The organism is Isoalcanivorax pacificus W11-5, from assembly GCF_000299335.2.
GTDB lineage: Bacteria > Pseudomonadota > Gammaproteobacteria > Pseudomonadales > Alcanivoracaceae > Isoalcanivorax > Isoalcanivorax pacificus.
The window spans coordinates 1,969,784-1,994,856 of record NZ_CP004387.1 but is presented as its reverse complement, the minus strand read 5'-3'; the positions used below and the strand labels follow the sequence as shown (position 1 = coordinate 1,994,856).

At 64.0% G+C, this 25,073-nt stretch carries 27 protein-coding genes; 12 read left to right on the top strand and 15 right to left on the bottom strand.

Going from position 1 to position 25,073, the window contains the following annotated elements:
- Positions 1–180 precede the first annotated feature (180 nt).
- Positions 181–2,448, bottom strand: a complete 2,268-nt coding sequence (gene clpA, locus S7S_RS08980; RefSeq protein ID WP_008737656.1) for an ATP-dependent Clp protease ATP-binding subunit ClpA — start codon at positions 2,446–2,448, stop codon at positions 181–183.
- Positions 2,449–2,568: 120 nt separating this feature from the next.
- Positions 2,569–2,937 (bottom strand): ATP-dependent Clp protease adapter ClpS, encoded by a 369-nt coding sequence (gene clpS, locus S7S_RS08975; protein ID WP_082027795.1) that lies wholly within the window; start codon positions 2,935–2,937, stop codon positions 2,569–2,571.
- Positions 2,938–3,254: 317 nt separating this feature from the next.
- Between clpS and cspD the strand changes: the two genes are divergently transcribed.
- Positions 3,255–3,527: a cold shock domain-containing protein CspD gene (gene cspD / locus S7S_RS08970; RefSeq protein WP_008737652.1), complete on the top strand. Its 273-nt coding sequence runs from the start codon at positions 3,255–3,257 to the stop codon at positions 3,525–3,527.
- Positions 3,528–3,723: 196 nt separating this feature from the next.
- Here the strand turns inward: cspD and icd are convergent, their stop codons facing one another.
- Positions 3,724–4,986: an NADP-dependent isocitrate dehydrogenase gene (icd, locus tag S7S_RS08965; protein ID WP_008737650.1), complete on the bottom strand. Its 1,263-nt coding sequence runs from the start codon at positions 4,984–4,986 to the stop codon at positions 3,724–3,726.
- A 163-nt stretch (positions 4,987–5,149) separates the two neighbouring features.
- On the opposite strand from icd, the gene S7S_RS19255 reads away from it, so the two are divergent.
- Complete coding sequence (locus S7S_RS19255) at positions 5,150–5,773, top strand: pseudouridine synthase (protein WP_082027674.1); 624 nt, start codon at positions 5,150–5,152, stop codon at positions 5,771–5,773.
- Here S7S_RS19255 and S7S_RS08955 read toward each other — a convergent pair.
- From S7S_RS08955 to moaC, 3 genes are read right to left on the bottom strand one after another with little or no spacing between them, the layout of a single operon-like run.
- Positions 5,679–6,143 (bottom strand): molybdenum cofactor biosynthesis protein MoaE, encoded by a 465-nt coding sequence (locus S7S_RS08955; RefSeq protein WP_008737645.1) that lies wholly within the window; start codon positions 6,141–6,143, stop codon positions 5,679–5,681. The two genes, S7S_RS19255 and S7S_RS08955, sit on opposite strands and share 95 nt — an antisense overlap.
- A gap of 2 nt (positions 6,144–6,145) precedes the next feature.
- Positions 6,146–6,397, bottom strand: a complete 252-nt coding sequence (locus S7S_RS08950; protein ID WP_008737643.1) for a MoaD/ThiS family protein — start codon at positions 6,395–6,397, stop codon at positions 6,146–6,148.
- Complete coding sequence (moaC, locus tag S7S_RS08945; protein WP_052269316.1) at positions 6,394–6,843, bottom strand: cyclic pyranopterin monophosphate synthase MoaC; 450 nt, start codon at positions 6,841–6,843, stop codon at positions 6,394–6,396. The genes S7S_RS08950 and moaC overlap by 4 nt, the downstream gene beginning before the upstream one ends.
- A gap of 138 nt (positions 6,844–6,981) precedes the next feature.
- Here moaC and S7S_RS08940 point away from each other — a divergent pair, with 138 nt between their 5' ends.
- The 7 genes from S7S_RS08940 to S7S_RS18850 all read left to right on the top strand — a co-directional run bounded on the left by S7S_RS08940 (position 6,982) and on the right by S7S_RS18850 (position 12,812).
- A complete protein-coding gene (locus S7S_RS08940; protein ID WP_035204906.1) occupies positions 6,982–7,449 on the top strand; it encodes an NUDIX hydrolase in 468 nt (155 codons plus the stop codon).
- Positions 7,450–7,495: 46 nt separating this feature from the next.
- Complete coding sequence (gene mnmA / locus S7S_RS08935) at positions 7,496–8,605, top strand: tRNA 2-thiouridine(34) synthase MnmA (RefSeq protein ID WP_008737637.1); 1,110 nt, start codon at positions 7,496–7,498, stop codon at positions 8,603–8,605.
- Positions 8,602–9,240 (top strand): high frequency lysogenization protein HflD, encoded by a 639-nt coding sequence (gene hflD, locus S7S_RS08930; RefSeq protein WP_008737636.1) that lies wholly within the window; start codon positions 8,602–8,604, stop codon positions 9,238–9,240. Before mnmA ends, hflD begins: the two co-directional genes overlap by 4 nt.
- Before the next feature lie 110 nt (positions 9,241–9,350).
- Entirely contained in the window at positions 9,351–10,718 is a 1,368-nt protein-coding gene (purB, locus tag S7S_RS08925) for an adenylosuccinate lyase (RefSeq protein WP_008737633.1), read from the top strand.
- Positions 10,719–10,720: 2 nt separating this feature from the next.
- Positions 10,721–11,866, top strand: a complete 1,146-nt coding sequence (locus S7S_RS08920) for a JmjC domain-containing protein (protein ID WP_041025975.1) — start codon at positions 10,721–10,723, stop codon at positions 11,864–11,866.
- A gap of 7 nt (positions 11,867–11,873) precedes the next feature.
- Positions 11,874–12,299, top strand: a complete 426-nt coding sequence (locus tag S7S_RS08915; protein WP_008737629.1) for a GNAT family N-acetyltransferase — start codon at positions 11,874–11,876, stop codon at positions 12,297–12,299.
- A gap of 3 nt (positions 12,300–12,302) precedes the next feature.
- Positions 12,303–12,812, top strand: a complete 510-nt coding sequence (locus S7S_RS18850; protein ID WP_008737627.1) for a DUF7931 domain-containing protein — start codon at positions 12,303–12,305, stop codon at positions 12,810–12,812.
- On the opposite strand, the gene trmB is transcribed toward S7S_RS18850, so the two are convergent.
- A complete protein-coding gene (gene trmB / locus S7S_RS08905; protein ID WP_035204903.1) occupies positions 12,809–13,495 on the bottom strand; it encodes a tRNA (guanine(46)-N(7))-methyltransferase TrmB in 687 nt (228 codons plus the stop codon). The two genes, S7S_RS18850 and trmB, sit on opposite strands and share 4 nt — an antisense overlap.
- Before the next feature lie 61 nt (positions 13,496–13,556).
- Between trmB and S7S_RS08900 the strand changes: the two genes are divergently transcribed.
- Positions 13,557–14,306: a hypothetical protein gene (locus S7S_RS08900; protein WP_008737623.1), complete on the top strand. Its 750-nt coding sequence runs from the start codon at positions 13,557–13,559 to the stop codon at positions 14,304–14,306.
- A 12-nt stretch (positions 14,307–14,318) separates the two neighbouring features.
- Here the strand turns inward: S7S_RS08900 and S7S_RS08895 are convergent, their stop codons facing one another.
- The 7 genes from S7S_RS08895 to S7S_RS08865 all read right to left on the bottom strand — a co-directional run bounded on the left by S7S_RS08895 (position 14,319) and on the right by S7S_RS08865 (position 21,865).
- Positions 14,319–14,837: a type II toxin-antitoxin system YhaV family toxin gene (locus tag S7S_RS08895; protein ID WP_035204855.1), complete on the bottom strand. Its 519-nt coding sequence runs from the start codon at positions 14,835–14,837 to the stop codon at positions 14,319–14,321.
- On the bottom strand, positions 14,834–15,163 hold the full coding sequence (locus S7S_RS08890) for a type II toxin-antitoxin system PrlF family antitoxin (protein WP_008737619.1): 330 nt from the start codon (positions 15,161–15,163) through the stop codon (positions 14,834–14,836). The genes S7S_RS08895 and S7S_RS08890 overlap by 4 nt, the downstream gene beginning before the upstream one ends.
- A 271-nt stretch (positions 15,164–15,434) precedes the next feature.
- A complete protein-coding gene (locus tag S7S_RS08885; protein ID WP_008737615.1) occupies positions 15,435–17,606 on the bottom strand; it encodes a malate synthase G in 2,172 nt (723 codons plus the stop codon).
- A 150-nt stretch (positions 17,607–17,756) separates the two neighbouring features.
- Positions 17,757–18,620: a tRNA 2-thiocytidine(32) synthetase TtcA gene (gene ttcA / locus S7S_RS08880; RefSeq protein ID WP_008737614.1), complete on the bottom strand. Its 864-nt coding sequence runs from the start codon at positions 18,618–18,620 to the stop codon at positions 17,757–17,759.
- A gap of 27 nt (positions 18,621–18,647) precedes the next feature.
- The gene (locus S7S_RS08875; RefSeq protein ID WP_008737611.1) at positions 18,648–19,451 is read right to left on the bottom strand and encodes an SDR family oxidoreductase; all 804 of its coding nucleotides are present in this window, start codon (positions 19,449–19,451) and stop codon (positions 18,648–18,650) included.
- A gap of 98 nt (positions 19,452–19,549) precedes the next feature.
- Positions 19,550–20,755 carry an acyl-CoA dehydrogenase family protein gene (locus tag S7S_RS08870; RefSeq protein ID WP_041025974.1) on the bottom strand — a complete coding sequence of 402 codons (1,206 nt, stop codon included), beginning with the start codon at positions 20,753–20,755 and terminating at the stop codon, positions 19,550–19,552.
- Positions 20,756–20,767: 12 nt separating this feature from the next.
- Positions 20,768–21,865 carry an acyl-CoA dehydrogenase family protein gene (locus tag S7S_RS08865; RefSeq protein WP_008737606.1) on the bottom strand — a complete coding sequence of 366 codons (1,098 nt, stop codon included), beginning with the start codon at positions 21,863–21,865 and terminating at the stop codon, positions 20,768–20,770.
- 787 nt (positions 21,866–22,652) lie between these two features.
- Between S7S_RS08865 and S7S_RS08860 the strand changes: the two genes are divergently transcribed.
- Both S7S_RS08860 and S7S_RS08855 read left to right on the top strand, forming a co-directional pair.
- Positions 22,653–23,723: a GGDEF domain-containing protein gene (locus tag S7S_RS08860; RefSeq protein WP_008737605.1), complete on the top strand. Its 1,071-nt coding sequence runs from the start codon at positions 22,653–22,655 to the stop codon at positions 23,721–23,723.
- 66 nt (positions 23,724–23,789) lie between these two features.
- Positions 23,790–24,347, top strand: coding sequence for a YecA/YgfB family protein (locus tag S7S_RS08855; protein ID WP_041025973.1), 558 nt, complete (start codon positions 23,790–23,792; stop codon positions 24,345–24,347).
- Positions 24,348–24,363: 16 nt separating this feature from the next.
- On the opposite strand, the gene S7S_RS08850 is transcribed toward S7S_RS08855, so the two are convergent.
- The gene (locus S7S_RS08850) at positions 24,364–24,921 is read right to left on the bottom strand and encodes a hypothetical protein (protein WP_008737602.1); all 558 of its coding nucleotides are present in this window, start codon (positions 24,919–24,921) and stop codon (positions 24,364–24,366) included.
- Positions 24,922–25,073: the final 152 nt, after the last annotated feature.

Here is a 25,073-nt window from a genome sequence, read left to right as displayed (position 1 = left end):
TTCGGGGGCAATCAGCCTGGAACAGGATCAAGCAAACATCGCGCGCCAGGGCAGTGCTGCCCTCCTCAGAATCAAGCGCTTTTGGCGTCCGACGTCAGACGTCCGACGTCCGACCCTTCCTTATCAATGAACCACAAAAAAGGGAGCCCGAAGGCCCCCTGCTCGTACTCTGCCACAACCTCAGGTCGCGGCTTCCGCCTCGGCCTCCTCGACCGTCAGAGACAAGGTGCCATCCCTGACCGACACCAGTACCCGGCCACCGTGCTCGGCCAGTTCGCCGAACAGCAGCTTTTCGGCCAGCGGTTTCTTCAGCTGGTCCTGGATCAGCCGCGCCATCGGGCGGGCGCCCATGTCGCGGTCGTAACCCCGCTCGGCCAGCCAGGCACGGGCAGCATCGTCCACCTGGATGGTAACGCCACGGTCGTCCAGCTGCGCCTGCAGCTCGGTGAGGAACTTGTCCACCACACCGAGAATGGTCTGCGGGTCCAGCGGGCCGAACTGGATGATGGCGTCCAGCCGGTTGCGGAATTCCGGCGTGAACATTTTCTTCAGCGCCTCCATGCCATCCGTGGTGTGGTCCTGTTTGGTGAAACCGATTGACGCCCGGTTCAGCAGTTCCGCGCCCGCGTTGGTGGTCATGATCAGGATCACGTTACGGAAATCCGCCTTGCGACCGTTGTTGTCGGTCAGCGTGGCGTGGTCCATCACCTGCAAGAGCAGGTTGAACACTTCCGGATGCGCCTTTTCAATTTCGTCCAGCAGCAGCACGCAGTGCGGTGACTTGGTAATCGCCTCGGTCAGCAGGCCACCCTGGTCAAAGCCGACGTAGCCCGGCGGCGCGCCGATCAGACGGCTCACGGTATGCCGCTCCATGTACTCGGACATATCGAAACGCACCAGTTCAACGCCCAGTGCCCGCGCCAGTTGCCGGCTGACTTCCGTCTTGCCGACACCCGTCGGCCCGGCAAACATGAAGCTGCCCACCGGCTTATCGGCCGACTTCAGCCCGGCGCGCGACAGCTTGATGGCTGCCGACAGCGCCTCGATGGCCTGGTCCTGACCAAAGACGGTCATCTTCAGATCACGTTCCAGATTGCGCAGCAATTCTTTATCCGATTGCGATACCGATTTCGGCGGAATGCGCGCGATCTTCGCGACCATGGCCTCGATATCACCCACCTCGATCACCTTGCTGCGCTCCGCTTCCGGGCGCAGCCGCTGCCAGGCACCGACCTCGTCGATCACGTCGATGGCCTTGTCCGGCAGGTGGCGGTCGTTGATGTAGCGTGCCGCCAGTTCCGCTGCACTGCGCAGCGCCTCGTCGGTGTATTCCACATCGTGGTGCGATTCGAAGCGTTTTTTCAGGCCGCGCAGAATGCCCACCGTTTCGTCCACGGTCGGCTCCACCACATCAATTTTCTGGAAGCGACGCGACAGCGCGCGGTCCTTCTCGAAGATGCCACGGTATTCCTGGAACGTGGTCGAGCCCATGCACTTGATATCGCCGGACGCCAGCGCCGGCTTGAGCAGGTTGGAGGCGTCCATGACACCGCCTGACGCCGCGCCGGCACCGATGATGGTATGAATCTCATCGATGAACAGGATAGCGTCAGGCTGTTTTTTCAGTTCGTTGAGCAGCGCCTTGAAGCGCTTCTCGAAATCGCCCCGGTACTTGGTGCCGGCCAGCAGCGCGCCCATGTCGAGCGAATACACCACGGCATCGGCCAGCGGCTCAGGCACCTTGCCCTCTTCGATCATCCACGCCAGACCTTCGGCGATGGCGGTCTTGCCCACGCCCGGCTCGCCCACCAGCAGCGGGTTGTTCTTGCGGCGGCGGCAGAGAATCTGTGCGGCGCGCTCGATTTCGAAGGCGCGGCCCACCAGCGGATCAATGCGATCCTGGCGCGCCAGTTCGTTCAGGTTGGTGGTGTAGTTATCCAGTGCGCTGCCACCCGCGGCTTCACCGCCCTCTTCCTGGGTTTCCTGCGGACGCTCGTTTTCCTCGCCTTCGTGAATGCGGGAAATGCCGTGGCTGATGAAGTTCACCACGTCGACACGGTTGATGTTCTGCGCGCGCAGCAGGTAGACCGCCTGGCTTTCCTGCTCGCTGAAGATGGCCACCAGCACGTTGGCGCCGGTGACTTCACGCTTGCCGGAGGATTGCACATGGAACACGGCGCGTTGCAGCACGCGCTGGAAGCCCAGCGTCGGCTGGGTATCGCGTTCCGGGTCATCGTCGGGAATCAGCGGCGTGGTGTCGTCGATGAAACGGTCCAGCGCTTCACGCAGCTCGACCAGATCGGCACCACAGGATTCGAGCACTTCGACAGCAGCCTGGTTATCCAGCAACGCCAGCAGCAAATGCTCCACGGTCATGAATTCATGACGATGGGTGCGGGCGTGACGGAACGCTTCGTTCAGGGTCAGTTCCAGTTCTCTGCTGAGCATGGCTCACCTCACTTGGCAACGTGCGATGCGTACCGGGACGGGTCATTCAAGGATGTGTTCCGTGTTCCCCCTGTCGCGACCTGTCCGGCCCGCTCCTCACGGACATTGGACCTTTTCAGCTTACGCCTGTTCAACCTGGCACATCAGCGGGTGCTGGTTCTCGCGGGCGTAGTCCACCACCTGTGCTGCCTTGGTTTCGGCCACGTCGCGGGTGAAGACTCCGCAGACGGCCCTGCCTTCGGTGTGGACGGTCAGCATGATGCGTGTGGCCTTTTCGCGGTCCATGGCAAAAAAGACCTCCAGTACCTCTACCACAAAATCCATCGGCGTGTAGTCATCGTTGAGCATCAACACCTTGTACATCGCCGGTGGTTTCAGCTTCGGTTTCGCTTCTTCCACCGCCAGATCGCCATGGCGATCCGGTTGCGAAGGCGCGCCGGGTGGCTCCTTCGGTGACGATCCAGACTGACGGGTAATGTGCAAATTCATGCTGCTCTCTGATCGTTTGTATACCTGTGATGCACCACAGGCAATCAAGATATGGTGAATCATCGGGGCTTTTTCAATCCTTGCAGGCAAAACAGCTGCCTGCACAGACCGGGGGACGCGATGTGATCCGGCAAGCCGCGACATCACCGCGATGGCAGACCCGCACTCGACCCAGGCAGGGCTTGACACTCCGCAGGGCTTGATTAAAAGTTGTACGACACCAGCCGGGACACGGGGTTCATTCTACCCCACACACGCGCTGGTCGGGATCATAACAACAAGCATTTCAGCCATCGGAAAGGCATGAGGGAAGCACCATGGCTACGGGAAAGGTCAAGTGGTTCAACAATGCCAAGGGCTACGGCTTCATTCGGCCGGACGCTGGCGGCGAGGACCTGTTCGTTCATTATTCTTACATTCAGATGGATGGTTACCGCAGCCTGAAAGCCGGCCAGCCGGTGGAGTATGAGCTGCAACAGGCCAATAAGGGTTATCACGCCGTGAACTTGCGCCCCGCTGACAACGGCGACGCGGACGGCGGGATGGTGGATGCAGTGGCCAGGGCGGGTACCCCTGTCACCGAGCATTGATCCTCTGATGACACAACAGCCCTGACGGGCTGTTTTGTTATGTCCAACTGTGAACAACCTGTGACATGAGACAACACCCGCCGGCCTGGCCGGAGGGCGTCTCTCATTGTGCCTGCCTGCATCCATTGCATCATGCGGGACGGGACGGCGACGCCGCCCCGGGTCGACCCGGCGTTGCGGCCGGGCCAGGGGCGTGTCAACGCTCCATGTGGCTGATGACAGCCTGACCGAACTGGGAGCATTTGAGCAGCTTGGCGTCCGGCATCAGTCGCTCGAAGTCGTAGGTCACGGTCTTCGCGGCGATGGCGCCTTCCATGCCTTTGATGATCAGGTCCGCCGCTTCGTCCCATTTCAGGTGACGCAGCATCATCTCGGCAGACAGGATCAGCGACCCCGGGTTCACCTTGTCCTGGCCGGCATACTTCGGCGCAGTGCCATGGGTGGCCTCGAACAGCGCCACGGAGCCGCCGATGTTGGCGCCCGGGGCGATACCGATGCCGCCCACTTCCGCTGCCAGCGCGTCGGAAATGTAGTCACCGTTGAGGTTCAGCGTGGCAATCACGCTGTACTCGGCGGGACGCATCAGGATCTGCTGCAGGAAGGCGTCGGCGATCACGTCCTTGATGACGATCTCGCGACCGGTGCGCGGGTTCTTCAGGGTCAGCCACGGGCCGCCATCCAGCAGCTCGGCGCCGAAACGGTCGCGGGCGAGTTCATAGCCCCAGTCTTTGAAGGCACCCTCGGTGTACTTCATGATGTTGCCTTTGTGCACCAGGGTGACGGAATCCTTGTCGTTGTCGATCGCGTACTGGATCGCCTTGCGCACCAGCCGCTGTGTCCCCTCGCGGGACACCGGCTTGATGCCGATACCGCAACCTTCCGGGAAGCGGATCTGGGTGACGCCCATTTCTTCACGCAGGAAGCGGATCAGCTTGGTCGCTTCCGGGCTGTCGGCGGCCCATTCGATACCGGCGTAGATATCCTCAGAGTTCTCCCGGAAGATGATCATGTCGGTGAGTTCGGGGTGGGTAACCGGGCTGGGTACGCCGGGGAACCAGCGCACAGGGCGCATACAGGTGTAAAGGTCGAGTTCCTGGCGCAGGGCCACGTTGAGGGAACGGATGCCGCCACCGACGGGGGTGGTCAGCGGGCCCTTGATGCCGACGGTGAATTCCCGCATGGCTTCAAGGGTTTCTTCCGGCAGCCACACATCCGGTCCGTAGACGCGGGTGGCTTTTTCGCCGGCATAGATCTCCATCCAGGTGATAGCGCGTTTGGTGCCGTAAGCTTTTTCTATTGCTGCATTGACCACGTCGATCATGACCGGCGTGATGTCCACACCAATACCGTCGCCCTCGATATAAGGAATGACGGGATGGTTGGGGACATTAAGGGATAGGTCCGCATTTACGGTGATTTTGTCGCCGTCTGCGGGAACCACGATCTTTTGGTATCCCATCTAACTACTCCCTCTGGAAAAAACCGTACAATTTCTTGGGTGGCGCGATTATAGCATCGGCGCGGCACAGTTTCCTGACCTTTTCAATGGCCGTCGTAACAAAAGGCTTTGCCTATACCTCCGGTGGGCGCGACGGCCAGCATGGCAATGCAACGAGGCTCCCATGGCGCGCCTGCTACTCCTGAACAAACCGTATCGGGTCCTTTCGCAGTTCACCGATGACGCCGGCCGCAGCACGCTGGCGGACCATGTCCCGGTGGCCGGGGTATACCCCGCAGGACGGTTGGACTGGGACTCTGAAGGGCTGCTGTTACTCACCGATGACGGCCCCCTGCAGGCGCGGATCAGCTCGCCCCGCTTCCACTTGCCGAAGACGTATCTGGTGCAGGTGGAGGGCATCCCGGACGATGCGAAGCTTCAGCAACTGCGCGACGGGATTCAATTGAACGATGGTCGAACGCGGCCCGCGCAGGCCACGCTGATCGAGCCGCCCGCGCTCTGGCCACGGCAGCCGCCGGTGCGCGAGCGCCGCCATATTCCCGATTGCTGGCTGAAACTGGTGATCACCGAGGGACGCAACCGGCAGGTGCGGCGCATGACCGCAGCGGTCGGCCACCCCACCCTGCGCCTGGTGCGCTGGCAGATCGGTGACTGGACGCTGGACGGCCTGGCACCGGGGCAATGGCGTGAACTCAGCGTTTATCTTCCACAGGCGGGTGCCAGCGCGCAGCGGCCTCGCGGTCCCGGTCGCGCGCCTCGACCCAGCCGTCCCCGCCGGGGCCGCTAAGTTTCTTCCATAACGGCACTTCCGTCTTCACGCGGTCCATCAGGCAGTCGCACGCTTCGAATGCCTCGCGGCGATGGGCTGCCGCCACGCCCACCAGCACGATGGTTTCGGCCGGCGTCATCACTCCAACGCGGTGCCAGGCCAGCACCCGGGCCAGCGGCCAGCGGGCGGCCACCTGCTCACACAGCTCGCGGAGCCTGCGTTCGCTCATGCCGGGATAATGCTCCAGCGTCAGCGTCTGTACCTGATCACCTTCATCACGCACCAGGCCCGAGAACAGCACCACCGCGCCGGCACCCGGCGCAGCCGCCAGCCACGCCTGCGCGTCTGCCGCCACCAGCGGCGACGGCTGGATACGGACAGAGAACATGCTCACCCTCCGGTGACCGGCGGGAAGAAGGCCACCACGTCGCCGTCGTTCAGTGCCGTCTCCGGCGAGGCCATGACTTCGTTCACCGCACACATCAGCAGGCGTGCACTGCCAAGCTGCGCCGACCAGAGCGGGTCAAGGTCGGCCAGTTGGGTGCGCAGCGCCGCCACCGTCAGGTCAGGCCGGTGCGGCCATTGCAGCGCATCGGTCTGCAACGCCTCACGCACACCGGCAAAAAAACGCACCGTAATCATGCTCCCTGTTCTCCTTCCTCGCGCCGGTAGTGGCCACTGCGGCCGCCGGCTTTCTCCTGCAGGCAGACCGCTTCAATCACCATGCCCCGGTCCACGGCCTTGCACATATCATATAGCGTCAATGCCGCCACGGACGCTGCGGTCAGCGCCTCCATCTCTACCCCGGTCGGGCCTTTTACCCGGCAACGCGCCTCGATCTCGACGCAATCCTCTGCCGGTGCACTCAGCGTCACCTTCACTGACGTCAGTAACAGCGGATGACACAGCGGGATCAGGTCCCAGGTCTTCTTTGCCGCCTGGATACCCGCCAGCCTCGCCACCGCGAACACGTCCCCTTTCGGGTGCCCGCCGGCGAGGATCATCGCCAGAGTGGCCGGCTGCATCCGCACCCGCGCCAGCGCCACGGCAGCGCGGTCCGTGTCCGGCTTGTCGGTGACATCCACCATGGCGGCACGGCCCTGGTCATCCAGATGGCTCAGGCGTGGAGAATCAGCGGGATCGGACACGGGGCCTCCGGCGGCAAACTGTTGGAAAACGGGTGGCTGTTGTACCATGCGCGCCTTGCCGACCGCACGGATAAGAGCATGAACAGTTTCCAGCCACATATTACCGTGGCCACGCTGGTGGAACAGGATGGCCGTTTCCTGCTGGTGCGCGAACAGGCCGATGGCCGCAGCGTGCTGAACCAGCCTGCCGGGCATGTCGAGGCCGGCGAACAGCTGGTGCAGGCCGCGTTTCGCGAGACCCTGGAAGAAACCGCCTGGCAGGTGCGCATCACCGGCCTGCTCGGCCTGTACGTGTACCAGCCCTACCGGGGTGCGGGGGTTTACCACCGTTACTGCTTTATCGCCGAACCGCTGAAGCACGACCCGGGCCAGAAGCTGGACACCGGCATTGAGGCCGCCGTGTGGCTGAGCCTGGATGAGCTGAACGCCTGCCGGGCAGACCATCGCAGCCCGCTGGTGCAGCGCTGTGTCGACGATTATCTCAGCGGCCGCCGGCTGCCGCTGGAGGCCATCTACGAGCACCCCTGGCCGTTGCAAAAGGGCTGAGTTGCCCCCACCTTTTGCCTCACCACCACAGAGAGCGGACCCGCGCATGACGCTGCCCCTGAACAAGCCCCCCGAGGAAACCCGCATCATCGTCGGCATGTCCGGCGGCGTGGATTCCTCCGTGGCCGCCTACCTGCTCAAGCAGGCCGGCTACCAGGTGGAGGGCCTGTTCATGAAGAACTGGAACGAGGACGACGGCACCGAATACTGCACCGCCCGCGAGGACCTGCTGGATGCCATGCAGGTGGCCGGCGTGCTGGATATCGAGCTGCACACCGCCAACTTCGCCAGCGAGTACTGGGACCGGGTGTTCGAGCACTTCCTGGCCGAATACCGCGCCGGCCGCACGCCGAACCCGGACATCCTCTGTAATAAGGAAGTAAAGTTCCGCGCCTTCCTGGACCATGCCCTGACCCTCGGCGCCGACGGCATCGCCACCGGCCATTACGCTCAGGCCAACCACAGCGTCGCACCGGCGGAGCTGCTGCGCGCCGTCGACACCAACAAAGACCAGACCTACTTCCTGCACGCCGTCGGCGGCGAGCAGTTCAGCCGCACCCTGTTCCCGCTCGGGCATATCGCCAAGCCGGAAGTGCGCCGCATCGCCGCCGAGTGCGGCTTTGCCAACCACAAGAAAAAGGATTCCACCGGCATCTGCTTTATCGGCGAGCGCCGCTTCAAGGATTTCCTGCAACGCTACCTGCCGGCGCAGCCGGGCGTGATCGAGGACGACCACGGCCACCGCATCGGCGAGCACAGCGGGTTGATGTACTACACCCTCGGCCAGCGCCAGGGGCTGGGCATCGGCGGGCGCGCCGACGCTGACGAATCGCCCTGGTATGTGGCGGCCAAGGACCTGACGCGCAACGTGCTGATCGCCGTACAGGGCCACGACCATCCCCTGCTGCACAGCCGCCGCCTGGACAGCGGCCCGGTGCACTGGATCAGTGGCGCGCCACCGGCGATGCCGGCGACACTGACGGCCAAGACCCGATACCGTCAACCGGACCAGCACTGCACCCTTGAGCCGCTGGCGGATGGCCGGGTCCGGGTGCATTTCGACACACCACAACGCGCCGTGACGCCGGGCCAGTCCGTGGTCTTTTATGATGGGCCACGCTGCCTGGGCGGCGCTGTGATCGAGACGACCGCATGAGCCATTCTGACGCCGACCTGCATCAAGTCATGGCCCTGGGCGCCATCTTCCAGTCCGCCGCCCTGGCCGACCGCGTCGCCAGCACCGGCCAGTGCCCGGAAGATCAGGCCCGGGTGCTGATCGAAGGCGCCATGAATCTGGCGCCGGCCTCCTATGCGGACGTGTTCCCGTCGGTCACCGCCCTGCGACCTGGCCTGGTGTTGCTGCGCGATGCACTCTCCGGCAGCCAGGACAAGACGCCCGCCAACGCCCGCACTGTGGGCTATGCCCTGGCACTGATGCACCTGTCCGGCCGGCTGCGCCGCGACAGCAGCCTGATGAGCGTGCTGCGCAACCGGCTGGAGGCACTGGATGCCCAGCGCAGCCATTTCGGCGATCTGGCCAGCACCGAGTTCTGCCATCGCCTGGCCGGCATTTACGTGGATACCCTGGGCACACTGAAATTCCGTATCAAAGTACAGGGCGAGCCAAACCACCTGCGCAACGAGGACAATGCCGCACGCATCCGCGCGCTGTTCCTGGCCGGTGTGCGCGCGGCGTTTCTCTGGCACCAGGCCGGCGGGCGTCGCTGGCACCTGCTGTTGCGCCGGCAACGGCTGCTTTCTGCTGCCGAGCACTTTATTAATATCAATTAGTTAAGCTGCTTTTTTAAAGCTGTTTCACGGCAATGCAACGGCGCCGACTTCACGGTCGGAATCATGTATCATGCGCGCCTGATTTCGCCCCGACTTGTGCAGGAGACCTCATGTCCACCCTCGATACGCTGACCGCGCTGTCCCCGGTCGATGGCCGCTATGCCGCCAAGTGCGATGCGCTGCGCCAGATCACCAGCGAATATGGCCTGATCCGTTACCGCGTCATGGTAGAAATCCGCTGGCTGGAAACGCTGGTGAAGACCCGCGAGATCGCCGAAGTCCCCCTGATCAGCGCGGATGCCGCTTACCTGCTGCGCCAGGTCGCCAACAAGTTCGACATGGCTGCCGCCCAGCGCGTCAAAGAAATCGAGCGCACCACCAACCATGACGTCAAGGCGGTGGAGTACTACATCAAGGAGCGCCTGGCCGAAGTGCCCGAGCTGGCCACCATCAGTGAGTTCGTGCACTTTGCCTGCACCTCCGAGGACATCAACAACCTCGCCTACTCGCTGATGCTGGCCAACGCCCGTGACGTGCTGCTGCCGGTGATGGACAAGATCATCGAGCAACTGCGCCGCACCGCGCACCAGTACGCCGACCAGCCGCAACTGTCCCGCACCCATGGCCAGACCGCCTCCCCCACCACGCTGGGCAAAGAGCTGGCGAATGTGGTGGCGCGCCTGCGCCGCCAGCGCGAGCAGTTTGCCGGTGTCGCGCTGATGGGCAAGGTCAACGGTGCCGTCGGCAACTACAACGCCCATCTGGCGGCCTACCCGGAAGTTGACTGGCAAGCCTTCGCGAAGCAGTTCGTCGAGGGCCTGGAACTGACTTTCAACCCCTACACCACCCAGATCGAACCGCACGACTGCGTGGCCGAATATTTCCATGCCCTGATGCGCTTCAACACCGTGCTGCTGGATTTCAACCGCGACGTGTGGGGCTACATCTCGCTGGGCTACTTCAAGCAGCGCACCGTGGAAGGCGAAGTCGGTTCCTCCACCATGCCGCACAAGGTCAACCCGATCGACTTCGAGAACTCCGAGGGCAACCTGGGCCTGGCCAACGCCATCATGGATCACCTGGCCGGCAAGCTGCCGATCTCCCGCTGGCAGCGTGACCTGACCGACTCCACCGTGCTGCGCAATGTCGGCGTCGGCCTGGCGCACAGCCTGATTGCCTATGAATCCACCCTGAAAGGTATCGGCAAGCTGGAAGTGAACAGCCAGCGCCTGAATGAAGACCTGGACAATGCCTGGGAAGTGCTGGCCGAACCGATCCAGACCGTCATGCGCCGCTACGGCGTTGAGCAGCCCTACGAGAAACTCAAGGCGCTGACCCGTGGCAAGGCGATCACCCGCGAAACGCTGGCCGAGTTCATCGACGGCCTGGCCATTCCGGACGACGCCAAAGAGCGCCTGAAAGCCATGACCCCGGCCAGCTATATCGGCAACGCACCGGCCCAGGCACGGAACATCTGAGCATGGCTGCACTGCCGCGCTTCACTCTGCCGCTGCCGGCGGCGGACTTTCTGCGTGACCACTGGCAGCGCAAGCCACTGGTGGCCCGTGGGGCCGCCACCGGCCTCGACCTGCTCGATCCGGACACGCTGGCCGGCCTGTCGCTGGAAGACGGTGTCGAATCGCGCCTGATCCAGGGCGCCGGCAACGGCCCCTGGTCGCTGCGCCATGGCCCTTTCACTGAGCAGGATTTCCAGACGCTGCCCGAGCGCGACTGGACGCTGCTGGTGCAATCCGTGGATCACTGCCTGACGGATGTTTCGCTGCTGCTGGATTGCTTCGATTTCCTGCCCGGCTGGCGCATCGAGGACATCATGGTCAGCTACGCCGTGCGCGGCGGCAGCGTCGGCCCGCATTTCGACCAGTACGACGTGTTCCTGATCCAGGCCAGCGGCCACCGCCGCTGGCAGATCGGGCCGGTCTGCGATGCCGACACCCCGCGCCAGCCCCACGACAGCCTGAAACTGCTGGCCGACATGCCGGTGCGGGAAGAGCATCTGCTCGGCCCCGGCGACGTGCTCTACCTGCCACCGGGCGTGGCCCATCATGGCGTGGCCGAGGACGACGACTGCGTCACCTGGTCGGTGGGCTTTCGCGCACCGCGCCTGGCCGACCTGCTGGCACGCATCACCGACGAAGCCCTGGCCGACACCCAGGACAGCCTGTTCACCGATGCCGGCCGCACCCTGCCCGCCTCATCAGGCCAGCTCAGTGAGACCGATGCCAGCGCCCTGGCACAGCAGGCACTGGGCCTGATATCCCCGGCGGTGACACAGCGTGCGCTCGGTCAACTCCTCAGCGAACCCCGACACCCGGGCCTTGATTTCGAGGTCGATAGCGGGCACATTCGCGCCGCGGCGCCGGAAGCGGTGCTGGTACGCCACGGCAGCACCCGGCTGGTGGCCGACGCGCAAGGCCTGTGGCTCAACGGTGAGCACTGGCCGTTACCAGATGAAACAAAGCCGCTGGGCACTTACCTGGCCAGCCGGCGTCTCTACAGTGCCAAGGCACTGTACCCGCTCCTCGATACCAACGGACGGACGTTAATCAATGAATGGATTGAACAGGGCTACTTCGTCGCACTGCACGAGCCCTTTGACGGCCAATGAGGCAGTTATGGCATTTACCGTGATCAAGACCACCTGGGCGGAGCACGAAGCCGCCTTGCGCGTCATTCGCGAGCAGGTGTTTATCCGCGAGCAGCGTGTGCCCGACGAACTGGAATGGGATGATCAGGACGGTGCCTCCGTGCACTTCCTCGCGCTGGACGGCGCTGGAGCACCGATCGGCTGCATTCGCCTGCTGCCCAATGGCCAGATGAGCCGCCTGTCCGTGCTCAGCGAACACCGTAACCAGGGTATCGGCAAAGCGCTGCTGATCGCGGCCGAGGAAGAGGCGCGTGGCCAGGGCCGCGACGAGATCTTCCTGCACGCCCAGACCCACGCCACCAGCTTCTACGAAGCGGCCGGCTTTTCCGTCACCGGGGGCATTTTCCTGGAAGCGGATATTCCTCACCGGCAGATGTTCAAGGTCCTGAACTGATCCGTGGCCCTGCCCGCCGACTGGCCGACCGAACAGGACAGCCAGCGCCATCCGCTGGAGCACGCTGACGACTTTCTTGGCGCGCTCCAGCGATTGATCCCGCGCACGCGCCGTCATCTGGTGATCCAGGCTCCCACGCTGGATACCGAACTGCTCGGCAGCGCCGACATCGGCGACCTGATCGGGCAGTTCATTCGCCAGAGCCGCTTCTGCCGCGTCCAGCTGCTGTTCAACGACGCCGACAGCGCGCTCGCCGGCAGCCACCGCCTGATCACCCTGGCACGCCGTTTCCCCAGCTACATCACCCTGTTGCAGGCCCAGCCCGACGACCGCCAGCGCGCCGCCTGGCTGATCGCCGACGCCCGGGCGCTGATCTGGCGCCCACGTGAGCGCTATGCCGAAGGGTATGCCTGTGCCGCCGCGCCCCTGGCCGCGCGCGGCCTGTTGCGGGATTTCGAGGACCGCTGGGCGCGGGGCCGGCCGGACCCGCGCTTGCGGCAGCTTTTTCTCTAACGCGCCCGCCGGGCCTCCAGATTGCCAAGCAACTCGCCCAGCGGGTGCTCGCTGGCGAGATACTTCTCCTCGAAATCAGTCACCGGTGTCACATCGCCCGGCAATGGACTGATACTCGCCGTCACACCGGCCAGCGCCAGCGCCAGCCGCATTTCCTCCAGATAGACAGGCCAGTTGCTGCGCAATCGCAGTTGCCCGCCCAGTTGCAGCAACACCGGGAACACCGGATGGCCATGCCAGCGCCGCCGCAGATGCGCGCTTTTTGGCCAGGGGTTGGGATAGAACAGACAGTGCTCCCGCACACGCCAGCCCGCCTCCACCGCCAGCCGCCAGAAATCCGCTGCTTCGGCGCGCAGCAGCAACAGATTCGCCGGCAACGGGTCAAAGCGCAGGTGGCCACGGCGCAGACGCTCACCGGACTGGTCCAGCCCGATCACCAGCGCCTCGGGGTAGTGCCCGGCCAGCCACACCGAGGAGCGCCCGGTACCGCAACCGCTGTCGAGTACCAGCGGCCGGTCCGCGCCCTGTGCGGCGCGCCAGTCAGCCGCCTCGGCAAAGGCCGCGCGGGTGTGTGCCGCCACCGGCGCCCGCCAGGGATGCGCCAGATGGCGCACCACCACCGCCGCCAGTTGCTCGTGCGGGCCGTCCTGGTTGCTGGCCACCTGATGACTGTTTCCGAACACTGACTCGCTCCGATCCACAAGGCCCGGCATGATACCCGATATGCCACGACAGGAGATTCCCATGCGCCCCCTGCTTACTGCCCTGCTTCTGCTGCTGAGCCTCAGCGCCCAGGCTGAACTGCGCACCTTTGTGGTGGAAACCCTGAACGGCGAGAGCGTGGTCGAGGTGATCCGCCCGATGCTGCCCGACGGCGGTTCAGCGGTGCACTATCAGGGCAAGCTGGTGCTGCGCACCACGCCGGAAAACTACGCCGAGATCCGCCGCGTGCTGGAGCAGGTCGATACGCTCCCGAGCACACTGCGCATCAGCCTGCGCCGGCGCGAAGACAGCCAGCGCAGTGACAGCGCCGTGCGCGGCAGCGGCGGCGTGCGTTACCCCGGCGGGCTGGAAGGCAACGTCACCATCATCCGCGAACACGAAGTTCTCAGCGGCCAGCAGGACTACAGCATCAGCACCCTGTCCGGCCACGAAGCCTTCATTGATCGCGGCAGCCTGCTCGCCATCACCGGCGGCTGGCCAGCCAACACCACCGTACTGCCGCTGCTCCAGGGCCTGGAAGTGACACCGGTGCTGCTGCCCAATGGCGACGTGCGCCTGTCATTGCAGCAGCGTTTCGACGAACGCCAGCGCGATGGCCGGCTCACCACCCAGCGCAGCGCCACCACGCTGGTGATCCCGCCGGGGCAATGGCGCAGCATCGGCCAGCTTGGCGGCACCGAACACCGCCAGCAACAGGGATTGAATGGTGTCGGTCAGCAAAGCAGCGAACAGAGCGTGCCGCTGCAGATCAGAGTGGATGTGGTGCGGTAACCAGGCAAGCGTTCACCGCCCGCCTGCAGGTCCGGCCTTTGCCGAGATCGCCCTTAACCTTGGCGACTCTTGCTTCGCCTCGGAAAGAAGATGCTCCCAGTCACCGGGGGGATGGCCGCGCTCCAGCATGCTGCGAAACACCTGATAGGCGTCGTCTGCACTGCCGTAAGCCCGCTTGCTGCCCTCATCGTTCACCCAGGCATAGACGATCACCTTGCTTGAGGCGTGATAGCGAAAGAACAACCGATACTGCTGGAAGAATTTGGCCCGAAACCAATGCCGGTGATCACCGCCGAGCGTATTGCCCTGACGGTATTCCGGCCTTGTCGGGTCCTGCGCTATGACATCGAAGGCCAGCTTTGCGATAGCTGCCAGTCGTCGGGTTGCATTACGGCGGGTGAACCCGGACGGATCTTTTTTCTTGAGTCTTTCAACTTGCAGGAACAACGTTTCAAGCTGATCAAGAAACAACGGGTGGGCATAGATTGTCCACCCGTTGATCATCAGCGGCCCTGATGCTCTCCTGCTCATTCATCGTCTTCCGGCAACGCGGCGTCCAGATCAAGGTCAATGCCACCCACCAGCGACTGGATACGTTCCACCAGCCCGGCATCGAGCCCCTGCAATCGCTCCGGGTGGGCGGCAATGTCATCCGCCAGAAAACCCAGGAACTGCCCCAGCACCGGATCATCGCCCTCATGGGTGGTCGCCCGCGTCAACACCACCTCGCCGTTCTGGCGAATGACATAATGGAGTTTGTCCCGCTTGCCCAGCTTGAGGGCACGGCGAACCGTTTCCGGGACGGTGGTCTGATACCGGTCAGTCAGCGTGGATTCGACTTCGAGAGTAATGGTCATGACGGGCTGCTCCAGAGGGGTGCAATGACCAGATGGTAATGCAGATGCATTACCATCGTCAACGCGCCCCCTTCCTTCAACCCCAACCCGCGCGGTCAAACCGCCAATGAGCGGGAGGTCCAACAGGCAGCTTCCGGTTTGGCGTCCGACGTCCGCCCCTGCTTTATCACGAACCACAAAAAATGCCCGCATCTCTCGATACGGGCATTTCCCACCCCGCTGGCCTGGCCTTTGACAGCCTCGGGTCAGCGAGGATTTTGCTACGGCGCTATCAGCAACCGTACTTGGCCTTCGCCTCCAGGCGGCGACGGTGCAGGACCGGCTCGGTGTAGCCGTTCGGCTGCGCGCGGCCCTGGAATACCAGCTCACAGGCCGCTTCAAAGGCGACGTTGCCTTCGAAATCCGGCGCCATGTTGCGGTAATGCGGGTCCGCCGCGTTCTGCTCGTCCACCACCTTGGCCATGCGCTTCATGGCTTCCATTACCTGCTCTTCCGTGCAGACACCATGATGCAGCCAGTTGGCGATGTGCTGGCTGGAAATCCGTAGTGTGGCGCGGTCTTCCATCAGGCCGATGCCGTTGATGTCCGGCACTTTGGAGCAACCGACGCCGTGGTCGATCCAGCGCACCACATAGCCGAGGATGCCCTGGCAGTTGTTGTCCAGTTCCTGCTTGATTTCCTCGGCGGACCAGTTGGTGTCCGGTGCCAGCGGGATCGTCAGGATCGCATCCAGTGAGGCGCGGGCACGGTTTTTCAGCTGTTCCTGCACGTCGGCAACGCTGACCTGGTGGTAGTGCATCACGTGCAGCGTGGCGGCGGTCGGTGACGGCACCCAGGCACAGCTTGCGCCGGCTTTCGGGTGGCCGATCTTGGCCTCCATCATCGCCTTCATTTCGTCCGGCATGGCCCACATGCCCTTGCCGATCTGGGCGTGGCCTTTCAAACCCGCTTCCAGGCCGATGTCCACGTTCCAGTCTTCGTAGGCGTTAATCCACGGCTGCTGTTTCATGGCCGCCTTGCGCACCACGGCGCCGGCTTCCATGGAGGTGTGGATCTCATCGCCGGTGCGGTCGAGGAAACCGGTGTTGATGAAGATCACGCGGTCTTTCGCCTGGCGGATGCACTCTTTCAGGTTCACGGTGGTGCGGCGCTCTTCGTCCATGATGCCGATCTTCAGCGTGTTGCGGGCCAGGCCCAGCGCATCTTCCACACGGCCGAACAGCTCCACGGCAAACGCCACTTCTTCCGGGCCATGCATTTTCGGCTTCACGATGTAGACCGAGCCGGCACGGCTGTTGCGGGCGCCGTCCTGCTTTTTCAGGTCGTGCATGGCGGCCAGCACGGTCACCATGCCGTCGAGGATGCCTTCCGGTACTTCCTGGCCTTTGTACAGCACCGCGTTGTTGGTCATCAGGTGACCCACGTTGCGCACCAGCAGCAGCGAGCGGCCCGGCAGCACCAGCTTGCCGCCGTCGGCCGCGGTGTATTCACGGTCCGGGTTCAGCGCACGGGTCAGTGTGCGGCCGCCCTTCTCGAACGACTCTTTCAGGTCGCCCTTCATCAGGCCTAGCCAGTTGCCGTAGGCCACCGCCTTGTCCTCGGCGTCCACGGCTGCCACGGAATCCTCGCAGTCCTGGATCGCGGTAATCGCGGATTCCAGCAGCAGGTCCTTCACATTGGCGGCATCTTCGGCACCGATCGGATGGCTGGCATCGATCTGGATTTCCACATGCAGGTTGTTGTGGCGCAGCAGCAGGCCTTCCGGCGCGGCGGCGTCGCCACGGTAGCCGACGAACTGGGCCGGGTCTTTCAATGCCACGTCACCGTCAGCGGTTTTCACCACCAGCTGGCCGTCGCGCACGATGTAGCCGGTGGACGCCTTGTGCGAGCCGGTCGCCAGCGGTGCCGCCTGATCCAGGAAGTTGCGCGCGTATTCAATCACTTTCGCGCCACGTTTCGGGTTGTAGGCACCACCACGCTCGGCGCCGCCTTCGTCGGAAATCACGTCGCCGCCGTACAGGGCGTCATACAGGCTGCCCCAGCGGGCGTTGGCCGCGTTCAGCGCGTAGCGGGCGTTCATCACCGGTACCACGAGTTGCGGGCCGGCCACGGTGGCGATTTCCGGGTCCACGTTCTCGGTGGTCACCTGGAAGTCATCGCCTTCCGGCAGCAGGTAGCCGATCTCGGTCAGGAAGGTCTTGTATTCCGCCATGTCGATCGTCTGGCCCTTGCGCGCCTGGTGCCAGGCGTCGATGCGGGTCTGGATCTCGTCACGCTTGGCCAGCAGTGCCTTATTCTTCGGCGCCAGGTCGGCCAGGATGTTTTCAAGCTCAGCCCAGAAATGCGCCGGGTCCACGCCGGTGCCGGGGATGATCTCGTTGACGACCAGGTCGTGGAGAACAGGTGCGATCTCCAGTGAGCCCTTCGTGATGCGATCGGTCATAGTGTGGCTACCCTTTCGGTCATTGATGCGTAACGACAAAACAGCCCGGGACGGGACCCCGGGCGCGTGGAAAGCGGCGATTCTAGCGAAAACCGGCGGGCAATTCATTGCCTGCCCTGACCTGTCGGTCAGCAGGCCCGGAGCCGCCGGTCAATGGAACAGGTTGACCACTTCGAGCCGGTGCGGCGCCGCACTGCCGGCGCGGCTGACACCCTCTTCCAGGCCGGCGAAGTCGAACAGCCGGGTGTCGGCCAGTTGCGACGGGGCGATGTTCTGCGCCGCCGCGAAGATGCTTTCGATCCGGCCCGGATACTGCCGGTCCCACTGCTGAAGCATGCCCTTCACCGCCTGCCGCTGCAGGTTTTCCTGCGAACCGCACAGGTTACAGGGAATGATCGGGAACTGCCGGTATTCGGCAAACTTCTCGATGTCCTTCTCGCGGCAGTAGGCCAGCGGACGGATCACCACGTTACGGCCATCGTCGCTGCGCAGTTTCGGCGGCATGGCCTTCATCTTGCCGTTGTAGAACATGTTCAGGAACAGCGTCTCGACGATGTCGTCGCGGTGGTGTCCCAGGGCGATCTTGGTGGCACCGATTTCTTCCGCGAACCCGTACAGGTTGCCACGCCGCAGCCGTGAGCAGAGCGCGCAGGTGGTTTTACCCTCCGGCGTCTTCTCGCGCACGATGGAATAGGTGTCGCGCTCGAGGATATGGTAGGCGACACCCTCTTTTTCAAGGTATTCGGGCAGCACATGCTCGGGGAAGCCGGGCTGCTTCTGGTCCAGGTTCACCGCCACCAGTTCGAACTGCACCGGCGCGGACAGCTGCAGGCTGCGCAGGATATCCAGCATGGTGTAGGAATCCTTGCCGCCGGACAGGCACACCATGATCTTGTCGCCGTCCTGGATCATGTTGAAATCGGCAATCGCGCGCCCGGCCTCGCGCCGCAGTTTTTTCTGCAGCTTGTTGAAGCGGGTACGGTCTTTCGGCAACAGGTTGTCTTCGGCGGCCATGGCACATCTGCAGGCTGGTGAACGGGATCAGGTGACCTTCACACGGCGGATCACCTTGCGGTACAGCGACGGGAACCAGCGTTTGAGGTAGATCCCGGCCGTTTCGCGGCCGCCAATGATAACCTGCTCGCGGCCGCGCTGCACGGCACGGATGACCCGCTCGGCACAGACCGCCGCCGGCAGGCCGGCGGCCTGGTAATCGTCCATGCGGCCATGGGCCGAACCGTCACCCGTGACGGCGTTGAGGGAGACATTGGTCCGGATAAAGCCCGGCATGACCATCAGCACACGGATGCCGTTGTCATACTCCTCCGCCCGGAGCGCCTCGAACCAGCCATGCAGCGCATGCTTGCTGGCGCAATAGGCCGAACGCAGCGGCGTCGGCAGCTCGCCCACCAGGCTTGAAACCACCACCACCGAGCCGCCGCCGGCAGCCCGCATGGACGGCAGCAGCAGTTTGGTCAGCGCCACGGCACCGAAGAAATTCACTTCCATCACCCGGCGATCCACCGACAGGTCGGTGTCGGCAATGCGCGAGCGCTGGCTGATGCCGCCGTTGTTGACCAGGATATCCACCCGGCCACAGGTGGCGAGCACCCCCTCGACCGCTGCCGGCAGGCTGTCGCTGTCGGCCAGGTCCAGCGGCACCGTGATGTGCCGGTCCGGGCTGTCCAGGGTGCTGCGCACCCGCTCCAGTTCCTCACGCCGACGCGCGGACAGCACCACGCGGGCGCCCTGCTGGCTGAACGCCTGCGCCACGGCTTCGCCGATGCCGCTTGAAGCGCCGGTGATCCAGACGGTCTTGCCGGAAAAGGATGATTCACTGCTCATGATGACTGCCCCCTCGGGAAAACAACCCGCTCAACATAGACGAGACAGCGCAGGCAGGGAAGACAGCGGCGGCCAGAGGCCGCCGTGTCAGGCAGGGATTACTTCAGTTCGCGGGACGAGAGCCCCAGCAGATGGCGGGCGACAATCAGTTGCTGGATCTGCTGCGTACCCTCGAAGATATCGATGATTTTCGAGTCGCGGGAGAATTTCTCCAGCAGCAGGTTTTCGCTGTAGCCCAGCTCACCACACAGTTCCACGCACTTGAGTGTTACCGCGTTGCCCATGCGGCCGGCTTTCGCCTTGCACATGGAGGCCTCTTTCGAGTTGGCCTGGCCATTGTCTGCCATCCAGGCGGCCTTGTAGGTCATCAGGCGCGCCGCTTCCAGGTCGGCTTCCATACGGTACAGCTCGGCTTCGATGGCGGTGCTGTTGTACAGCGTCTTGCTGTAGTCCGCCTTGACGCCTTCTTTTTCCAGCAGCTCGCGGGTGATTTCCAGCGCGGCGCGGGCCAGGCCCAGGGCCATCGCCGCCACCGCCGGGCGCGTGCTGTCGAAGGTCTGCATCACGCCGCCGAAGGCTTTCTTGCGCGCGGCCTCGGTATCGGCGACTTCCGGCGAACCGAGAATGTTTTCCTTCGGGATGCGACAGTTGTTCAGCGACAGCGCGGCGGTATCGGAAATGCGCAGGCCCATCTTTTCTTCCACGCGCACCAGCGACAGGCCAGGCGCACCCTGCGGGACGATGAACGATTTGATCGCCGCCTTGCCTTTCGATTTGTCCAGCGTCGCCCAGACGACAATCGCATCACCGCGTTCACCGGCGGTGCAGAAAATCTTCTCGCCGTTGAGCACCCACTCGTCGCCATCCAGCACGGCGGTGGTGGAAATCGCGGCGGAATCAGAACCGGCACCCGGCTCGGTGATCGCCATGGCGCAGTACAGCTTGCCGAATTTTTCTTTCTGTTCCGGCGTGCCCACGGCCAGGATCGCTGCATTGCCCAGCCCGGAACCGGGGATCGACAGCAGCAGGCCCACATCGCCCCAGCACAGTTCTTCGCCCGCCACGATGCCGGACAGGTTGGCGCCATTGCGGCTGCCACTGGCAGCCTCTGCCGCCACTTTGCTTTTGTCGCCACCTTCGCGCATGGCGGCGCGCATCTGCGCCAGCGGTTTCAGTTCTTCCGGTGTCGGGCCGTGTTCAATCCTGTCGTACTTGCGCGAGATCGGGCGGAACACGCCCGCCGCCACCTGGTGGCTCATCTTCTGCAGGTTCAGGAGTTTCTCTGGCAGTTCAAAATTAATCATCGTCGTCTCTCCTTACACCATTGCCGCGCCTTCGAGCACGCCAATGGCGCGCAGGTTGCGATACCACATTTCCAGCGGGTAATCGCGGATAAACCCGGCGCCGCCGAACAGCTGCACGCCGTTGGTGCCAATCTGCATGGCGCGTTCCGCGCAGGCCACACGGGCCAGGTATGCCTCGCGATGAAACGGCAAACCCTGTTCCGCACGGCTGGCCGCACGCCAGACCAGCAGGCGCATGCCTTCCAGCTCGATCGCCATGTCCGCCACCATGAACGCCACGGACTGGCGCCAGGCAATCGGCTCGCCAAATGCCTTGCGTTCCTTCACATACGGCACGCAGTAATCGACCACCGCCTGACAGCAGCCCACCGCCAGCGCAGCGATGCCAATGCGCGACAGGTCTACCAGCCGTTGCAGGTCAAAGTTGACCAGCCGGTGGGCGGCCGGGACACGCACATCCTTGAAGGTGACGGTGGCGGTATCCACCGCGCGCAGCCCCATGTATTCCTGTGCCTGGCTGCTCACGCCATGGCTGTTGCGCTCGACCACAAAGGCTGCGGGCGTGCCATCCAGCGCGGCAATGACCAGCATCAGCTCGGCACTGTTGCCGAGAATCACCAGCCGCTTTTCGCCGTTGAGCAGATAACCGTCACCGTCCGCACTGGCGGTGGTATTCAGTTCAGCGGGTTCAAACGTGGCACGACCTTCCATCAGCGCAATGGTCGCCGGCACGAAATGCTCCTGCGCCAGACGCGGCAGGAACGCTTCCTGCTGTGCCGCATCGCCGAAATCCAGCACGGCGTTGATGAAAGCCTGTGGCGCCAGTGTGGCCAGCGCCAGGGAAATGTCACCGCCGCCAAGGTCTTCCGCGTTCAGGGCGTTGGACATAGGCGAGCGCTCGATACCGGCACCGCCGAGCGCCTCGGGAATCGGCAGCAGTGCCAGCCCCAGCTCTGTGGTGCGTTCAAGGAAACCTTCCGGGGTCGCGGCAGCTTCGTCCGCCTGACGGGCGATGCTGCGCAGTTGCTGCTCGGCAAACCGCCGCATGCTCTCCCGGGTAATGCGCTGCTCCTCGGTCAGCGACAGGTCAAAGGGTAATGCCTGGCTCATGCCTACCTCTCCTGCGGGTCCTGGATCGTCTTGTTCTGGGCGAGTTAAGGAACCTCTGAATAACTCCCCGGTGGTTCTGCGGGCGCTACAGCATGCAGTAGCAAGGCGCGGCGCGCCGGCAATGGCATCGCCCTTGTCAAGCGACGCAATACCCCATTCGGGGCACAGGCGCGGCTAATGCGTGCTGTAGCGCCCGCCCTGCGGGGCTTTCCGGGCGGCACCTGCTCTTCGCCTGTGCCCCGAATGGGGTATTGCGACTTCTCGACGTAGCCCGCTATGCCTTCGAAGTCGCGCCTTGATCAGGTGCCGCCCGGAAAGCCAGAACCACCGGGGAGTTATTCAGAGGTTCCTCAAACGCTTGTTTGAGAGACAGCATGCTGACACAGCGCTTCTCTGACCGACAAGTCGCCGAAACCACCAATCCCCCGGCGGCCGCTGATCAAAATGGCCATTGCGACCACCTCCGAAGCATGCTTGCCGTGCCCGACAGAGTGCGTCCCGGAACGCAACCGTGACATGATATCGTTATGCCATGCGCGATCGTCGCCGCACCGCTCTGTGACCGCTCAGCCGGCTGGTCGGAAAACGGATTGCGCCACGCCACCGAATGAAGGCACCTTATGCGTGAGGGGCAAACTGTGAAGCAGCACACACACGACAGGCCAAACGCACCCGATCCGATGCGGCAGGATGACGCACGGCACAAGAGCCTGGGAGAGACACGGGAGAGCTTCCGCTGACAACCATCCACCACCAGCGCAGAGTGTTGCGTCTACGGCGCCAGCGGATGGCGGTGTACTCTTACCTCATGGTGTGGGCCGCCACGCTGCTCGGCATCCGGATCGGCTATTTCGAGCCCGACACCCCGCACTGGCTGCTGTTCGGCGCCACGCTGGCCGCCAATCTGGTGTTCTTCCTGATCATTCGCAGCGGCCGTTCAGAGCGCTGGACCGACCCCAGCCTGACCGTGCCGCAGATGATGGTGGGCATCATCCTGATCACCGCCCTGCTGCACTATTCGCGCGAACTGCGCGGGGCCATGATCGCCATCTACTTCATGGCCATGACCTTCGGTGTATTCGCGCTCAGCCGGCAACGCATGATCCTGATGTCCGGCTTTGTACTGCTGTGTTTCTGCGGGCTGGAAGCCTGGGAATGGCAGCAGGCACCGGAGACGAAGATCCTCAGCATCTCGTTCGGGCACACCAGCATCCTGTTGCTGGGCCTGTTGTGGTTCGTCTACGTCGGCGGGCACATTCGCAACCTGCAGCAGCGCAACCAGCAGCAACGCGCCTCTCTGCGCGCCCAGCAGCGCCACCTGGAACAGATCAACGTGCAACTGCAGGATGCCATGGCACGCCTGGAAGACGTGGCCATCCGCGACGCGCTGACCGGGCTGTTCAACCGGCGTCACTTCATGGAGCGTATCGACGAGGAAATCGCCCGCGCCGAGCGCAGCGGCCGCCCGCTGCATCTGGCACTGATCGACCTGGATCATTTCAAGCAGATCAACGACAGCCATGGCCACCAGGCCGGCGACCAGGTGCTGCGCACCTTCGCCGAGACCGCGCGCCAGACCTTGCGCCGCTCGGACCTGCTGGCGCGCTACGGCGGCGAGGAATTCGTCGTGCTGTTTACCGACGGCGAGGCCGAGGATATTCGCCAGGTGCTGGAGCGCCTGCGGCAGGCGCTCTCCCAGCACCGCTTCAACGGCCCGCCGGCGTTCAGCGTCACCCTCTCCGCCGGCGTGGCAAGCTGGCATCAGAGTGATACCGCCGACACGCTGATCCAGCGCGCCGACGAAGCCCTTTACCGGGCCAAACATAATGGCCGCAACCAGCTGGTGGCGGTGGACTGACGTCCCCGCCCGGTTATACTCGCCGGCAACTCACCCTCTTTTTCTCCCGCCGACCAGGACACGCTCATGGACAGCCTCGACAATCCCGCCCTGCGCAAACAGATCGACGACTTCATCCGCGAGGCCGGCGAGGACGCGCTGACCTGGGTGGAAATCCATGGCCTGCTGTGTGCCGCCGCCGTCGGCCCGCAGTTGCCGGATCAGTGGCAGCAGGTCTGCCACGCCGGTGACGCCCCGATTCCCCCCGCCGTGGCGGCCGCACTGGCCAGCCTGCGCGACCGCGTCGCCGCCACCCGTGGTGCGGGCGAACGCATTCAACTGCCCTGCCGGCTGGACCCCTATGCCGACGACGAAGGCAACGACCTGGCAAGCTGGTGCGCCGGCTTCATGGCCGGTGTGTTCATGCAGGAGGAAGCCTGGTACGAGATCGACGAAGAGCAGATGGCCAACCTGCTGCTGCCTTTCGTGCTGATCGCCGGGCTGGACGAGGACCCGGACCTGGATGCGCTATGGCAGGACAGCAAGCTGGTCCGGCAGATGGCGCTGGGCCTGCCGGAGCTGCTGGAAGAGCTGTTCCTGCACTTCCACGCGCCGGAGGCCCCGGACGAGCGCGACGACGCCTGACAGCGGCGCTGCCGGTTCAGTCATCTCCCGACAGGTCTGCCCCGGCGGGCGCCACGGACAGGTGGCTGAGGTCCGGCACGGGCACCGCCGCCGCGCGCGGCAACTCTTCCAGATCGGTGCCGGCAGGCGCCATGCTCAGATGGCTGATATCCGGTACCACCGCGCTTGGTGCGGTGGTACCGCTGGACAGTTCACTGCCTGCCGCTGCCACATCGAACGGGCCACTGAAGCCTGTGCCACCTGTGCGGATGGTGCCGACGGTCTCCAGTTCACCGCCCCGCGGTGCTGCCGCAGCCGGGGGCACCTCGGCGGCCTGCGGTGGCGCAGGCGGGACAGGCGCCCCCACCTCTTCCACCTCGCACAGGGCACCGGCCTGCTTCATTGCCGCGCGAAACTTCATCATGGTGGCCTGATCGGCATCCCGCTTGATGACCACCCGCTGGCCGCTGAACAGGGCTTCGACCCGGGCAGCGTCCATCCGGAACAGCCGGCCCAGGTTCTCCCGCACGGCCTCCGGGGAAGCCCCCTGATCGATGCGGCCCTGAAAGATGATATGGAAACGCTTGTCGGTCATACCGTCGCCTGCTTCTTCTTATATATCTTGATGCGCCACGTCATCTCGCGGACGCATAGCCCCAAAACCCATTGGGCATAGCGTACCAGCAGCGCGCCATCTCGTCCTGCCCCCGGGCAACCGCCACGCAACGGACGTCCGTCCTGTTTGCG

Bases quoted from the DNA above. Each gene is read 5' to 3' on its own strand.
- clpA (WP_008737656.1), bottom strand. From the start codon at position 2,448: ATGCTCAGCAGAGAACTGGAACTGACCCTGAACGAAGCGTTCCGTCAC.
- clpS (WP_082027795.1), bottom strand. From the start codon at position 2,937: ATGAATTTGCACATTACCCGTCAGTCTGGATCGTCACCGAAGGAGCCA.
- cspD (WP_008737652.1), top strand. From the start codon at position 3,255: ATGGCTACGGGAAAGGTCAAGTGGTTCAACAATGCCAAGGGCTACGGC.
- icd (WP_008737650.1), bottom strand. From the start codon at position 4,986: ATGGGATACCAAAAGATCGTGGTTCCCGCAGACGGCGACAAAATCACC.
- S7S_RS19255 (WP_082027674.1), top strand. From the start codon at position 5,150: ATGGCGCGCCTGCTACTCCTGAACAAACCGTATCGGGTCCTTTCGCAG.
- S7S_RS08955 (WP_008737645.1), bottom strand. From the start codon at position 6,143: ATGTTCTCTGTCCGTATCCAGCCGTCGCCGCTGGTGGCGGCAGACGCG.
- S7S_RS08950 (WP_008737643.1), bottom strand. From the start codon at position 6,397: ATGATTACGGTGCGTTTTTTTGCCGGTGTGCGTGAGGCGTTGCAGACC.
- moaC (WP_052269316.1), bottom strand. From the start codon at position 6,843: ATGGTGGATGTCACCGACAAGCCGGACACGGACCGCGCTGCCGTGGCG.
- S7S_RS08940 (WP_035204906.1), top strand. From the start codon at position 6,982: ATGAACAGTTTCCAGCCACATATTACCGTGGCCACGCTGGTGGAACAG.
- mnmA (WP_008737637.1), top strand. From the start codon at position 7,496: ATGACGCTGCCCCTGAACAAGCCCCCCGAGGAAACCCGCATCATCGTC.
- hflD (WP_008737636.1), top strand. From the start codon at position 8,602: ATGAGCCATTCTGACGCCGACCTGCATCAAGTCATGGCCCTGGGCGCC.
- purB (WP_008737633.1), top strand. From the start codon at position 9,351: ATGTCCACCCTCGATACGCTGACCGCGCTGTCCCCGGTCGATGGCCGC.
- S7S_RS08920 (WP_041025975.1), top strand. From the start codon at position 10,721: ATGGCTGCACTGCCGCGCTTCACTCTGCCGCTGCCGGCGGCGGACTTT.
- S7S_RS08915 (WP_008737629.1), top strand. From the start codon at position 11,874: ATGGCATTTACCGTGATCAAGACCACCTGGGCGGAGCACGAAGCCGCC.
- S7S_RS08900 (WP_008737623.1), top strand. From the start codon at position 13,557: ATGCGCCCCCTGCTTACTGCCCTGCTTCTGCTGCTGAGCCTCAGCGCC.
- S7S_RS08895 (WP_035204855.1), bottom strand. From the start codon at position 14,837: ATGAGCAGGAGAGCATCAGGGCCGCTGATGATCAACGGGTGGACAATC.
- S7S_RS08890 (WP_008737619.1), bottom strand. From the start codon at position 15,163: ATGACCATTACTCTCGAAGTCGAATCCACGCTGACTGACCGGTATCAG.
- S7S_RS08885 (WP_008737615.1), bottom strand. From the start codon at position 17,606: ATGACCGATCGCATCACGAAGGGCTCACTGGAGATCGCACCTGTTCTC.
- ttcA (WP_008737614.1), bottom strand. From the start codon at position 18,620: ATGGCCGCCGAAGACAACCTGTTGCCGAAAGACCGTACCCGCTTCAAC.
- S7S_RS08875 (WP_008737611.1), bottom strand. From the start codon at position 19,451: ATGAGCAGTGAATCATCCTTTTCCGGCAAGACCGTCTGGATCACCGGC.
- S7S_RS08870 (WP_041025974.1), bottom strand. From the start codon at position 20,755: ATGATTAATTTTGAACTGCCAGAGAAACTCCTGAACCTGCAGAAGATG.
- S7S_RS08865 (WP_008737606.1), bottom strand. From the start codon at position 21,865: ATGAGCCAGGCATTACCCTTTGACCTGTCGCTGACCGAGGAGCAGCGC.
- S7S_RS08860 (WP_008737605.1), top strand. From the start codon at position 22,653: ATGGCGGTGTACTCTTACCTCATGGTGTGGGCCGCCACGCTGCTCGGC.
- S7S_RS08855 (WP_041025973.1), top strand. From the start codon at position 23,790: ATGGACAGCCTCGACAATCCCGCCCTGCGCAAACAGATCGACGACTTC.
- S7S_RS08850 (WP_008737602.1), bottom strand. From the start codon at position 24,921: ATGACCGACAAGCGTTTCCATATCATCTTTCAGGGCCGCATCGATCAG.